Source organism: Nocardia iowensis (genome assembly GCF_019222765.1).
Lineage (GTDB): Bacteria > Actinomycetota > Actinomycetes > Mycobacteriales > Mycobacteriaceae > Nocardia > Nocardia iowensis.
The window spans coordinates 5,310,596-5,323,050 of record NZ_CP078145.1; the positions used below are offsets into that span (position 1 = coordinate 5,310,596).

The 12,455-nt window shown below is 64.6% G+C and carries 12 protein-coding genes and 1 pseudogene; 9 read left to right on the forward strand and 4 right to left on the reverse strand.

Annotated elements, in window-relative coordinates:
- The first annotated feature begins 38 nt into the window (after nucleotides 1-38).
- The 4 genes from KV110_RS24360 (at nucleotide 39) to KV110_RS24375 (ending at nucleotide 4,237) form a co-directional block, all read left to right on the forward strand.
- Nucleotides 39-1,202: an epoxide hydrolase family protein gene (locus KV110_RS24360; RefSeq protein ID WP_218469602.1), complete on the forward strand. Its 1,164-nt coding sequence runs from the start codon at nucleotides 39-41 to the stop codon at nucleotides 1,200-1,202.
- 301 nt (nucleotides 1,203-1,503) lie between these two features.
- The gene (locus KV110_RS24365; protein ID WP_218469603.1) at nucleotides 1,504-2,187 is read left to right on the forward strand and encodes a pyridoxamine 5'-phosphate oxidase family protein; all 684 of its coding nucleotides are present in this window, start codon (nucleotides 1,504-1,506) and stop codon (nucleotides 2,185-2,187) included.
- 448 nt (nucleotides 2,188-2,635) lie between these two features.
- Nucleotides 2,636-3,169, forward strand: a complete 534-nt coding sequence (locus tag KV110_RS24370) for a GNAT family N-acetyltransferase (RefSeq protein ID WP_218469604.1) — start codon at nucleotides 2,636-2,638, stop codon at nucleotides 3,167-3,169.
- A gap of 420 nt (nucleotides 3,170-3,589) precedes the next feature.
- Entirely contained in the window at nucleotides 3,590-4,237 is a 648-nt protein-coding gene (locus KV110_RS24375; RefSeq protein ID WP_218469605.1) for a TetR/AcrR family transcriptional regulator, read from the forward strand.
- 277 nt (nucleotides 4,238-4,514) lie between these two features.
- Here KV110_RS24375 and KV110_RS24380 read toward each other — a convergent pair whose 3' ends face one another.
- The gene (locus KV110_RS24380) at nucleotides 4,515-5,255 is read right to left on the reverse strand and encodes a helix-turn-helix domain-containing protein (protein WP_218469606.1); all 741 of its coding nucleotides are present in this window, start codon (nucleotides 5,253-5,255) and stop codon (nucleotides 4,515-4,517) included.
- 136 nt (nucleotides 5,256-5,391) lie between these two features.
- On the opposite strand from KV110_RS24380, the gene KV110_RS24385 reads away from it, so the two are divergent.
- From KV110_RS24385 to KV110_RS24390, 3 genes and pseudogenes are all read left to right on the forward strand, one after another.
- A complete protein-coding gene (locus tag KV110_RS24385) occupies nucleotides 5,392-5,544 on the forward strand; it encodes a hypothetical protein (RefSeq protein ID WP_218469607.1) in 153 nt (50 codons plus the stop codon).
- Between the two features lie 127 nt (nucleotides 5,545-5,671).
- Nucleotides 5,672-5,923, forward strand: a pseudogene (locus KV110_RS41600) (alpha/beta fold hydrolase); the annotation flags it as partial.
- An 83-nt stretch (nucleotides 5,924-6,006) separates the two neighbouring features.
- On the forward strand, nucleotides 6,007-6,477 hold the full coding sequence (locus KV110_RS24390) for a nuclear transport factor 2 family protein (RefSeq protein WP_218469608.1): 471 nt from the start codon (nucleotides 6,007-6,009) through the stop codon (nucleotides 6,475-6,477).
- A 164-nt stretch (nucleotides 6,478-6,641) separates the two neighbouring features.
- On the opposite strand, the gene KV110_RS24395 is transcribed toward KV110_RS24390, so the two are convergent.
- Nucleotides 6,642-7,145, reverse strand: coding sequence for a cupin domain-containing protein (locus KV110_RS24395; protein WP_218469609.1), 504 nt, complete (start codon nucleotides 7,143-7,145; stop codon nucleotides 6,642-6,644).
- A gap of 168 nt (nucleotides 7,146-7,313) precedes the next feature.
- Nucleotides 7,314-8,024 (reverse strand): alpha/beta fold hydrolase, encoded by a 711-nt coding sequence (locus KV110_RS24400; protein ID WP_246633944.1) that lies wholly within the window; start codon nucleotides 8,022-8,024, stop codon nucleotides 7,314-7,316.
- 229 nt (nucleotides 8,025-8,253) lie between these two features.
- On the opposite strand from KV110_RS24400, the gene KV110_RS24405 reads away from it, so the two are divergent.
- Complete coding sequence (locus KV110_RS24405; RefSeq protein WP_218469610.1) at nucleotides 8,254-9,828, forward strand: acetolactate synthase large subunit; 1,575 nt, start codon at nucleotides 8,254-8,256, stop codon at nucleotides 9,826-9,828.
- 704 nt (nucleotides 9,829-10,532) lie between these two features.
- Here the strand turns inward: KV110_RS24405 and KV110_RS24410 are convergent.
- Entirely contained in the window at nucleotides 10,533-11,540 is a 1,008-nt protein-coding gene (locus KV110_RS24410; protein WP_218469611.1) for a hypothetical protein, read from the reverse strand.
- Nucleotides 11,541-11,593: 53 nt separating this feature from the next.
- Between KV110_RS24410 and KV110_RS24415 the strand changes: the two genes are divergently transcribed.
- Entirely contained in the window at nucleotides 11,594-12,190 is a 597-nt protein-coding gene (locus KV110_RS24415) for a TetR/AcrR family transcriptional regulator (protein WP_218469612.1), read from the forward strand.
- Nucleotides 12,191-12,455 lie beyond the last annotated feature (265 nt).

The following is a 12,455-nucleotide window of genomic DNA, read 5'->3' on the forward strand; positions in this document are numbered from 1 at the left end:
GGAATCGTTCCGGCCGCAAACACATTGGAAAGGCCGCTATGAACGTCGAGATCGAACCTTTTCCGGTAAGCATTCCCGAACGAGACCTGGAGGACCTGCGGGAGCGTCTCGACCGCGTTCGGCTTCCCGAAGCGGAGACGGTTCGAGACGGTACACAGGGCATCGGCTTGCAACGTCTGCAGAGCCTGCTGGCCGCCTGGCGGCAGCACGAGTGGCGAGCGCTGGAGAAGCGATGGAATGCGTTGCCGCACTACCGCACTCGTCTGGATGGCCTGAACATCGCGTTCTGGCATGTGCGCTCGCGCGAGCCCGACGCCTTTCCTCTGCTGCTGACCCACGGCTGGCCAGGCTCGGTGCTGGAGTTCGAGAGTGTCATCGGACCGCTGACCGACCCTGTCGCACACGGCGGTTCCGCCGAGGACGCTTTCGACGTGGTCATACCCGCCCTGCCCGGTTTCGGGTTCAGCGAGCGGCCCCAGGAAATCGGCTGGAACCCTGGCCGTACCGCACGGGCCTGGGCAGATCTCATGACCAGGCTCGGGTACGAACGCTTCGGGGCGCACGGCGGTGACTGGGGCGCGTACGTAAGCACCGAGCTGGCGCGCCTGGCACCCGAGCGAGTTGCCGCCCTGCATCTGACCATGCCGCTCGCCTCGCCCCTACCCGAGGACATGGTGACAGCCGACGACGCGGAACAAGCCATGATCGCCAAACGGGACAGATTCATGCGGACCGGCCCCACCCATGTGATTGTCCAAGCCATGCTGCCGCAGACCTTCGGCTACTCCCTGCTCGACTCTCCGGCCGGGCTCGCCGCGTGGCTCAGCGAGGCGCTGGTCGCCTTTTCGGACACGCGCCCCGAGGCAGGTGGTGGCGTCACCATGGCACAGCAGGTGGACGACATCGCCCTGTATTGGTTCACCGGCACAGGCGCCTCTACCGCTCGCTGGTACTGGGAGGCGGTACGGTGGACGCCGCGCAGCGCGGAGGCACAGAACGCGCAGACGGTGACGGTGCCTACTGCCTGCACAGTGTTTCCGGCCGAACCGTTTCCCGTCGCTCGGCGCTGGGCCGAACGCCGCTATCGCAATCTCACCAGCTGGAACGAGATGGAGCACGGCGGGCACTATCCGGGCTGGGAACAACCCGGCGTGCTGGTCGATGAGCTCAGGAACGCCTTCCGCCACGCCCGCAATCGCTAGAGCTGTGCCAGCGGCCAGGCACAATCACTTTCAGCCACAACGGATTCCGCATACAGGCGCGAGTGAACGTTCTTTCATCGGGCAGGGTGGTGAACGCCGCGACTCGACGAACCTACAATCTATACGTTCAGGCTATACAACATGCAAAACAGGCATTTTACGGACCGCCTACCCACTCGTAGCGTCGATGGGGTGAAGGTGACGACAATTCGAACTCGCTCCGCAAACGGCACGCAGGACTGGTCGTTCGGCTTCGGGGCCGCCCACTACGTAACCGGTGAACTGCGTCCGGCGGCCGATCATGCATAGCACCACCCGCTACGGGGCGATCGCTTTCTCCTCGGCCAGCGCTGCTCGGCAGCGGGTGAACGGCGGTATCAACGTCTACGGCCCGCAAATGGCCGATGGCGATTTCGTGGGCGTTCCGCAAGAGCTCGACGGTCCGACTTCCCTGCTGATCCGTGAAACCGATTCCTGTTTCCTCGCCACTGTCACCCCCTCGGGGTGGCCCTACATTCAACATCGTGGCGGCCCACCGGGTTTCGTGCATGTTTTGAATACCTCGACGATCGCGCTGGCCGACTACGTCGGTAATCAACAGTTCGTCACCGTGGGCAACCTCGATACCGACAACCGGATCGCGCTCTTCTTCGTCGACTATCCCACTCGCAGCCGGGTCAAGGTCTTCGGCCGCGCCGACATCATCGAACGCGCCGATGATCCACAGCTTCTCGATCAGCTGCTGACCACCCCCGGCGGGGCGATCCGCGCCCGCTGCGACCGTGCAATCGTCGTTCGTGTCGAAGCATTCGACCGGAATTGCACCAAGAACATTCCACCCAAGTACGGCACCGAACGCCTGCAGGAGTCACTGCGCTTGGCTCGTGCCGACTTCGCGGGCGAGATCGAGCGGTTGCGTAACCACAATCTCGATCTCGAGCAGGAAAACGATCGATTGCGGGCGATCATCGACGGCGAGAGGTGAACAGGTGACTTCATCGTCGGGGAAGGGATCGGCCTGGTCCGGTCGACCGAGACCCCGTCCGACATTGTGCATTCGATGGCACGGAGCGTGACCTCTACTTCACACGGTTGGAGGACTCGGCAGCTTTGCCAGCCTCTTCGCGAGGCAGTGGTCTTGTTGCTACTTGACCGTGCCGTGGCGGCACGGTCTGGACTTGTCGAGTGTCCGGCGCGCGCAGGTGCCGTCACCGTTTTCCTGGCCGAGTACGAAAGGTTTCCCGCGATGCTGTGCATGACCGACACGGCCGGAATCGGCGGCGATGCACGCCTCCACCGCCCGGCCAGCAGGCGCGCCGAACTTTCGTAAGCTGTCCCGCGTCGAGAAACTCCAGGCATCACCCAGCGGACGACCGCTCAGAGTCGACACCCCCGCCGCGCTGTCCCGCCGCACCACAATTTAGGAACCGCTCATGGCCGCACAATCGCCGTACCAGATAGATCTACCCCGCGACGCCCTGTCGAACGTGCTCCCTGACTCCGCACTGTCCACCTTCACCGCAGACGATCTCGCCGAACTCGTTGTCTTGCAACGATGCTGCTGGGTTCCGGAGGCAATACTCAACGACATGCTCGACCTTCCCCCACTGCGCGAAACTCATGACGAGGTACTGGCGTGGGCGACTACATCGATGACGCTGGTCGTGCGGCAACGCGGACGTCTGGTGGCCGCCGTACGCGGCCAGGTCGAAGGCAGCGACTGGCACGTCGGCCGACTCATGGTCGCCCCCGACCTGACCGGCCGCGGAGCGGGTTCCCAACTGCTGCGCCTGATCGAAACCCTCGCTCCCCCACACATCGAACAATTCATCCTGTTCACCGGTGCCCGCAGCGAACGCAACATCCGCATGTACCAGAACGCGGGCTACCGACTCCTCCCCACACCGGATCCCCTCCCGCCCAACCACATCAGCGGTGCCGTTCACATGGCAAAACCCCGGCTATGAGGCACTGGGCCCGGCTTACGCGGCGGCGGTCGACAGCAAGCACGTGCCGATCGTGGCGAACGGGGGCCGCTGACCGTGGCCGTCCGGCTCGGCGACGGCGGATCAGGACGCGCGCCGATGAGCCACCGTGGAGGGCATACGGGACGGTGGCGTACCGCTCATCGCGGCGGTCAGGATGATTCCGAGCAGGGTTGTCCGTGTGCCGCGGCCGGCGGTGTCGGATGTGGAGGTGGACTGTGCGTCCGGAGTGCCGGAAGGGTGATTGTCGGTCACGGTTGTGCATCCCTTACCACTGAGCCAACCAGGCTACGGTTATCGCTACTTACTTAAGTTACAACATATAACAATCACCGTTTGGAAGCAATAACCGAAGTGATAGCCTCTAACCTTGGTAGTGGACAGCGAGTCAAGGGGGCAGTCATGACGGACACACCGGTGAAGAGTCCACGCGAGCGCTATCGCGTGCAGATGCAGGCCGAGATCAAGCAGTGCGCCTGGGAACAGATGGCTACCGACGGTCCGTCCGCACTGTCGCTCAATGCGATCGCCAAGAACATGGGCCTCAGCGGCCCCGCCCTGTACCGGTACTACGCCAGCCGCGACGAGTTGATCACCGCGCTCATTCGCGATTCCTATCGGAGCCTGGCCGACATCCTCCGCGCGGCCCGCGACTCCGGCGCCGACGTGACCGGACTCGCCTACGCCGCACGGGAATGGGCGCTGGCCAACCCCCAGCGATACTTTCTCATCTACGGCACACCGATCCCCGGCTATCACGCCCCCGACGACACCGTCGCGATCACCCAGGAGATCATGGCGGTGTTGATCGAGGCATTCGTCGCGCAGCCCGTCGACGAGAAGGCGACACCGTTCGACGCCAACCTCGAACACCATCGCCATTGGGCCCCGGACAATTCCGTACCTACCACCACCGTGCACCGCGCCCTGTCGTTCTGGACCCGAACCCACGGCGTGCTGTCCCTCGAACTCGCCGGCCACTTCACCGGAATGGAGTTCGACCCCGCTCTCCTATACGCCGACGAACTGAACAGCCTTGTGTCACTCTGAGCTCAGCACCCTTTGAAGCGGTTGTCGCCGGACCAACCCGCGTTGGCCCAAGTCTGCGGGGTGATCTGGAGACCCAGCCGCCCCGGCCCGGCCCGACCTCTCAGGATTCGGGGGGAAACGCGGTGTTTCACCGCCGCGTCCTCTACCCATGTCGCGACGGCTTCGCCCTGCACGACATGCTGGGCCACGCTCCAATACGAGAACGCCACGACAGGATTCGCGGCCAGGTGACGAACCTTCACCGGCGTCTTACGGGTTGCTGAATCGCACAGCCCGGTCAGTGCTCCCCGCTGGAACTCGCGGCCAGCAACTCGGCGAGGCGGCCGAGCACATCGAGCTGAACAGGGGTGTACAGATCGTTCAAAGCCAGGCCGATCGTTTCCGTGGCAACCCGTGCCCCACGCGGCGCCCCGACGGTGAGGTCCTGCAATTCCGGATGACTACCGAACAGCTGCGGGACGAGCGCGGCCAGACGCTCTGCGCATTCGCGCCGGGCGCGCTCGTCGGCAGCGGCGGGCAACCGGCTGAACTCGGTGACCGCGGGGTGCGTGAAAAAGGCCTGCAGCATGTCGGCATAGGCATCCAGCGTCGCTGGGCTTAGCACGCGGGTCAGCACAACGGCGAGCGCACGGTCGGCGGCGGAGAGGTCCACTTCGACGGCGGCCGCGGCCAGATGGGTCGGCAGGTCGGTCGGTGTGGCCTGGCTCAAGGTCAGGGCCAGTTCGGTGCGAATCCGTTGCAGCCGTTCGACGGTCGCCGCGAGCTCGGCATCCAAGGCGCGCAGCGCCTGTTCGGGATGGTCGGTCATATCACCCATCTCCGCGATCCGGGCCAGCGAGAAACCCAGATCGACAAGGCGTTTGATCCGCAGCAGACGCACCAGGTGCGGCACACCGTAGAGCTTGTAGCCATTGGAGCGCCGCTCGGGCTCGGCCAGCAAGCCGATCTCGTGATAATGCCGCACCGCCCGCACACTGGTGCCGGCGAGATCGGCGATCTCACGCGTACTCCAAGCCATAACAATCCCTCCTTCGGAACCCGATCCGCCCGCCGCGAACGCACCGCACCAGCACACACTGTGTCGCTGCGGCACAGTCAAGTCACCAGCTCATGGAATACTCCGAGCGTCGCCCGATGGCCCTTTCGCCCCATTCTTGTCGCACCTCCTTCTCGGTCGTCTCCGCCAACGCCTATGCGCCCTGGCCTTCATCGCCTGGCTGCCCAATCTGCTGGTCGCCGAATACATGACCCGCCGCCGCGGCCTGCCCGCCCTGTACCTGACCACCGAGCCAGCCCTGGCCGCGTGATTCGTCCGGGGGCGGTCCAGACAGTGATCACGCGATGGTCGCGCACCTTCGGGTATCACCACCTGATCAATGTGGCTGATGCGGAGGCGAAGTTGAGTGTGCCGTTGGGCTGGGTATTCCTGAACTCATAACGATCGTCTTCGTGCACGGTGTTCCCGAAAGCGATGCCATCTGGGGCCACCGAGATCCGAGCTGGGTCGCGACCACACGACGATCTGCCTGTCCCCACCCGGATTCGGCGCACCACTGCCCCGGATTCGGTGCCACCATGCCCGACTACCGCGACTGGCTGGTACACGAACCAGAGGCAATCGACGAACCAGTCGACCTCGTCGGACACGACTGGGGCGGCGGGCACTTGACCATGCCGCAGCGACACGGTCGAGACTGTCGAGCGCCCGGTGTGCACACACCGGGACTATGTAGTGCCCGCCGTGGGCGCACGTGACTCGGAGGCGAAAGATGTTGTCGTTGCAGGAGATTTCGGATCGACTCGAAATCGAAGACCTGATGGTGCGGTATTCGCACGCGGTCGATACACGCCAGTGGGACTTGCTCGACGAGATCTTCACCCCGGACGCGCGGATCGACTACACGGCGCTGGGAGGCGCCGCCGGCGGCCTGGCCGAGATCAAACTGTTCCTCGCCACCGTCATGCCGAACTTCCCGGCCTACCAACACCTGGTCGGCAATCTCTCGATCCAGATCGACGGCGATACCGCGACCGCCCGCACTATGTGTGACAACCCGATACTGGTGCCGGGTGAGCAGAACCTGATGCTGTGCGGTGTGTGGTATCTGGACACCCTCGTCCGCGTGGATGACCGCTGGCGGATCAGGGAACGCGTCGAGGAGAAGAGTTTCCAATTCGTGGTATCCGCCGCGCCGCCCGAGGAGTGGATCGCGCGCCTTCCAGCACCACCAACGCAATAACACGCTCCAGCGAATTCGAGACTTGACTGAGCCCCTGCGGCCGGGTGTTTCCGGTTGGCCCGGATCCGCAGGCCACCGCCACCGCTGAGAATGTAGCCGACGATCGCGGATTTTCGGCTACATTCTTCTTGTCGCCCTTAGGCTTTCGCCAGTGCACGGACTCGTTATCGACGCAACGTCGGATCCAGCTCAGCCGGGGTCATTCCGGGCGGGCCGAGTACAACGTCGCCGAATTCGTCGGTCACCGCTTGGAACAATGCCATATCCCACTCGGTCTCCGGCCTCGCCAAATGTGCAGGAGTACCAGTCCGGCTGATGAGTTCGGCGAACTTACCGGGATTGGTCAGATTGAGCGCACGTGCACCATCAGGGCCGGCGTTTATGGTGTGCGGAGTGTTCTTCGCAATCACGTAGAAGTCGCCCGGCCTCAGTGTGAAGACGTCCGGTCCCGCCCACACGGTCAAAGCACCGGAGACCACCCAGAGCCGCTCCTCGTAGCGCGTATGCAGATGCAACGGAGTCCACGCTCCGCCCGGCAACGTGACATCACTCAGGTCGAATTGGCCACCGGTCTCCTCGGCCGAAATGAGGATAGACAAGCGCAGGTGCTGACCGAGGACGAATTGACGGTCCTGCGATACCGGGGGCGGAGCGGGGTACTGATTCATGATGACTCCTGGTCGTCGTGGAAACCTATTGCGGGAGTGCACAACTTGCCGCTACGACGTGATCGAGCCGGTCCATTTGATGTCTTGCCGGTCCGAATTGCCGATTGGCTATGCCGTCGCGCCCGACCACAATCGGCGGGCGCCAACAGGGCCCGCCGACAGTCATGGTCAGGCAGCCAGAAGTGCCCGAGTCACCTCGTCCGGGTGGGTAAGCAGCGAATTGTGGCCGCCGGGGATGATTACTGGTGTCAGGCCCAGTCGGGCGGCGAACTCGGCCCCGGGGCGGCCCAGCGCGCGATCATCCTCGCTGGCGACATAGGCGGCCGGAATACCCGCTGTGGTGACCGCCGGGACGTCGATCGCTTCGAGGAAGTACGCACCGGGCTGCGGCACGAGCAACTCGAAAAACAGTCGCTGAGCGTCTGCGCTCAGATCGGGCAAGAACAGCGGCACTTGCTCCGGCACCACAGCCACGCTCCCGTCCAGCGACGCCGCGATCGCCGCGTTGATCATGACCGAGTAATCCTCGTTCTCGTCGACAAGCGGCACACCGCGCTCCGGCACAAACGCGTTGTAATAGATCACCTTCGCAACGCGTCCCGCCAGCTCGTGCGCGGCACCGGTGACGACATATCCGCCCCAACTGTGTGCCACCAGGGTGACCTGTTCCAAGCCGCGCTTCTCGATCTCGTTCACGACATGGGCCACGGCATCGGACAGGTGCAACCCGGACGGTGAGTCTCCGTCGGCCAAGCCAGGCAGGGTCAGCGTCACCGCCTGCCGTCCGGCGGCCCGCAGGCGTCGAGCCACCGGCTGCCAGGACCAGCCACCCAGCCAAGCTCCAGGAACCAGCACAAATGTCGACGAACTCCGGGTCATGCGTTACAACCTTTCCTGACCTATACGCTCCGGCCAGGTCGAAGAAACCCTCGACGTGTCCGATGTTCTGACGGCAGTGTCAGGTGTGCCGCAGCGGCGAGGTCAAGTGATCCGACATTCAGTCCGTGTGAATGTGCTGTGGCGCGGGCGGAGTCCGGGGTTGAGTGTGCCGCTCCGGCAGGGTGTTTTCTGGCCTGCGGCCGGCGAAGCGGAACAACTGGAGCAAAGAATGAACGGCGCTGAAGCAATCATCGAAACGCTGCTCGACAGCGATGTCCGAGTATGTTTCGGCAACCCGGGCACATCGGAGATGCACTTCATCGCCGCGCTGGACCGATACCCGCAGCTGCGCGGCATCCTCTGCCTGTTCGAAGGTGTCGCGACCGGAGCGGCGGACGGATACGGCCGCATGACACGACGGCCCGCGGCGACGTTGCTGCACCTCGGCCCCGGGCTCGGAAACGGCCTGGCCAATCTCCACAACGCCCGCCGCGCCGGCACCCCCGTGCTCAATATTGTCGGGGACCACTCACGCGACCACAAACCCCTCGATTCACCCCTCGACTCCGACATCGACGCGATCGCCGGATCGGTCTCCGCCTGGCTGTACCGCCCGGCCAACAGCGCCGACCTCGGCCGCGATATCGCTACCGCGATCGCAGCCACCCGAGGATTCGAGGATTCGGTCGGCAACCGCACCGGCACCTCCGGGTCGATAGCGACGGTCGTGGTGCCCGCCGACCTGTCGTGGTCGAGGGGTGGCGTTGCGGCGCCCGCCCTGCTGATCACGGCCGCCCGAGAGGCCGTCGTCGCCTCCGATGCCGCGGAGAAAGTCCTGTGTTCCGGCGAAAGGACCGCCCTGCTGCTGGACGGCGACGCGCTCACCACCGAAGGGCTCGACGCGGCCGACCGCATCGCCCAGGCCACCGGAGCACTCCTGTTCTGCCCGACCTGGCCCGCGGCGCTGCGCCGTGGAGCGGGAATCCCGACGGTGACTCCGCTCGCCTACCGCAGCGAAGATGTGCGCGCCCAGATGGCGGGAGTGCGTCATCTGATATTGGCGGGAGCCCGACGACCCGTTGCGTCCTTCGGGTATCCAGGCCAGAGCGGAGACCTTGTTCCTGCCGGAATCGATGTGCACGTGCTGGCTGACGAGTTCATCCCCGTCTTGGACGGCTTGACCGCCATCGCCGACCGGATCGCACCCGACCTGACTCCACGCCCGGCTCCCGCAGCTCTCACTGCCCTGCCCAAAGGTGTACTCACCCAAGCCAACTGGGCGTGGGTCATCGGCGGACTGCTGCCCCAAGACGCGATCGTCTGCGACGAATCGATCACCGCGGGCATGCAGACGTTGGCGGAGGCCACCGCGGGCGCACCCGCCCACGACGTTCTCGGCCTGGTCGGATTGGCTGTCGGCCAAGGCCTTCCACTTTCGGTCGGTGCCGCGGTGGCGTGTCCCGACCGGCCGGTCGTATGCCTGGAGGCCGACGGCAGCGCCATGTACACCATTTCCGCGCTATGGACCCAAGCCCGGGAAAACCTCGACATCACCACCGTCGTGCTCAACAACAAGTCCTACGCCATCCTGCGCTCGGAACTCGACCGCGTCGGCGCACAGCGCAATGGCGGCGCTGCCACCCGCATGCTCGACCTCTCCCAGCCGGATCTGGACTTCGTCGCCCTCAGCCACGGCATGGGCGTCCCCGCGACCCGCGCGACCACAGCAGAACAACTCGCCGACCAATTCGCCGCCGCGATCCGAAACCCGGGACCACATCTGATCGAAGCCGTGCTGACCTGACCCGGAATTGCCGTTCCGCGTGCGGGTTTCCCCATTCGAACACGGCATCGGTTCATACTCCACCTGCACTTGGTGATACGTCGTCCGGGGCAGTTGCCGCGCAAGGTGATTGCGCTCGTGGATCGCCCGCCGACGAGTTGACCGACGCCGAAGACGATGATGACCAATCGGCGGGCCACCGCGAAGTCGTGGCGAGCACCAGCTTCAGCAACGCTTGAACCAGCCGGTCCCGGATGGTCGCGATCCCCAGATAGCGAACCTTACCGCCCGCCTTGGGAATCGCTCGCCGCCGGACCGGAATAGGCTGGAAACTCCGGGCTTTCACATCGACCCGCAGCCGTGCCAGGAACTCTTCGACCCCGCGTTCTCGATATAGCGGGCGGTCTCGCCGTCCACTCCGGCCGTGCGTGCGCCCCTGTTGCTCCACACCCGATCCCACGCCACCAGAAGAATCGCGGGATCGGCAATGAGATTGAACAGATCATCGAGCCTGCGATGAGGATCATCATTGGCCTAACAGTGCAGCATAGTTTGGATCTCCAGTACCCGACGCTCGGCTCTCGCGAGCTCGAACGCCAGCTCGCCTACGTCGACGATGAGGTCGGCATCCACGTCCAGGTGCCGCAGCAGGCATTCGCCAGTCCCGTCAGCTCACCACCTAATGTGAGTCGATCTTCGAATCCGCAACCCGCGCTGGTTGCGGTTCATGGGCGGAGGACTTCGGTGGTCGGCCCGACGCGATGTCCGGATCGGACCACAGCAGCAGCGATCAGTGTGACTACGGCCAAGAGCACTGTGCTGGAGCTGTATTTCGCGACCGCGGACACTCCTTCGGGTAGTGGTGCGAGGAAGCCGGTCAGGGTTCGCCCGATCAAGGCGCCCGCGGCCAGCAGCGCGATCTCATACGCGGTCCATCGACGGTTTCTGATCGTCGCGCCGAGTACCACGGCAGCGGTGAGCACGACGCACACGACAAGACCGACACCGGGCCAGGTCGGCGGAGCCAGGTCGATGATGAGCATGCCGACAAAACCGGCAACCAGCACCTTCCACGGCGAAATCCGTTGCCCAGCAGTAGTGGCGGCGACCGGACGACCCACCGGCGTGAACGCGAGCACGCCGAGGGCCGCAACGCATACGCAGGCGCTGGCGGTCTGCGCGAAGCTCGGCTCGTTCTCCGCCGCATCGGACCGGACAAATACGGTGACCGCCAGCCAGAGCGTTGCGACCACTGCGAGTCCGACACCGCCGAGTAGTGGCCGCTGCCGATGCCGCGGCGCGAGGCCGTTCAGCAGCGCCAGCGGCGCGCCGACGCTCATCAGAACATGACCGAGCACCCAGACAATGGTGGGGTACACCGCGATTCCGAGCGGGTCGAGCAAGGTGGGCAGGCGAAGCTGATCCCAGTAGGCCACTCCCGGGTTGTCTTCGGCGAACAGCGACAAATCCACCAGGCCCGGCATAGCGACGCCGAATGCGGTGGCCAGCAACACGATTCCGCGCCATCCCCGGCCCGTGCGCACCGCGATCTCGCGGATCAGCAGCGCCGCACCACCGTAGAGCGGACCGAAGATCAGCAGACCGGCCAGCATCCCGAGCCCGTCGCCGGTCCCCGGCAGATATGCCTGCAAGTACTCCGCACACACCGGTGCACCGAAAAAGACCGCCAATAACGGCCAGATCCGCTCTCGCAGCGTCAACCTTGCCAACACCCCCACCAGGTTAATGGAGTACCTACTCCAATAACAAGGCTAAGGTCGAAGCCATGCCCAGACCCATCGACCCCGAACGCTATGAGGCACGGCGCCAGCACATCATCGACGCCGCGCTGACCCGGTTCGCCGCCGACGGCTTCCACGGCACCAGCACGGCCTCGATCTGCCGCACCGCGGGTATCGGCTCAGGCACTTTCTTCCATTACTTCCCCACCAAATCCGACGTGCTGATCGCGATCCTGGAGCTGGGCACCGCTGAAGTCCGTGAGTTCTTCACTTCCCAGCACGGTCGCACCGACGCACGTCAGGTGCTTTTCGACTACCTCGGCCACGCGCTCGATGACCTGCGCGACGAACGCGCTGCGGGGTTCACGCGCGCCGTCGGCGCTCAGATCAGCGACGAACGTGTCGCGAAAGCTCTTGCCGTACATCAGGACACCGTCCGCACCGGCCTCCGATACTGGGTAACACGTGCCAGAGACGAATGCACCATCCGCACTGATCTGTCCGCGCGAAGCCTCACCACGTGGCTGATGCTGCTGATCGAGGGCTTCGCCGTCGCCGTCGCCGACTTCGACTCCTTCGACCCCCGACAAGAACAACACGTACTCATCGACACCGTGGCCCGGTTCCTCGGACCGCAATGAACCCGACCAGTCACCGTCGGGTGCACACCATTGGCCGTTGGCTGCCAGTCACTCTCGCGAACATAGCGGTAACTGTGTCGGCCTCTGTCATAACCCGGCCCGGGCCGGAGTGGTTTTCGAACTCTCTGTCCTGGGCCATGTTCGGATTTCGGCCCGTTGCGGTTGTGCCACACGTTCGCGGCATCCGCCAGTAGCGCGTGGGAAGCGCTGCTGGCCAACCGGTTTGGACGGCCGATCAACGCCCGGGATGCGGCAGGAGAGTGCG

Excerpts from the sequence above, each read along its gene's own strand:
- KV110_RS24360 (WP_218469602.1), top strand. The coding sequence starts at position 39 with ATGAACGTCGAGATCGAACCTTTTCCGGTAAGCATTCCCGAACGAGAC.
- KV110_RS24365 (WP_218469603.1), top strand. The coding sequence starts at position 1,504 with ATGCATAGCACCACCCGCTACGGGGCGATCGCTTTCTCCTCGGCCAGC.
- KV110_RS24370 (WP_218469604.1), top strand. The coding sequence starts at position 2,636 with ATGGCCGCACAATCGCCGTACCAGATAGATCTACCCCGCGACGCCCTG.
- KV110_RS24375 (WP_218469605.1), top strand. The coding sequence starts at position 3,590 with ATGACGGACACACCGGTGAAGAGTCCACGCGAGCGCTATCGCGTGCAG.
- KV110_RS24380 (WP_218469606.1), bottom strand. The coding sequence starts at position 5,255 with ATGGCTTGGAGTACGCGTGAGATCGCCGATCTCGCCGGCACCAGTGTG.
- KV110_RS24390 (WP_218469608.1), top strand. The coding sequence starts at position 6,007 with ATGTTGTCGTTGCAGGAGATTTCGGATCGACTCGAAATCGAAGACCTG.
- KV110_RS24395 (WP_218469609.1), bottom strand. The coding sequence starts at position 7,145 with ATGAATCAGTACCCCGCTCCGCCCCCGGTATCGCAGGACCGTCAATTC.
- KV110_RS24400 (WP_246633944.1), bottom strand. The coding sequence starts at position 8,024 with ATGACCCGGAGTTCGTCGACATTTGTGCTGGTTCCTGGAGCTTGGCTG.
- KV110_RS24405 (WP_218469610.1), top strand. The coding sequence starts at position 8,254 with ATGAACGGCGCTGAAGCAATCATCGAAACGCTGCTCGACAGCGATGTC.
- KV110_RS24415 (WP_218469612.1), top strand. The coding sequence starts at position 11,594 with ATGCCCAGACCCATCGACCCCGAACGCTATGAGGCACGGCGCCAGCAC.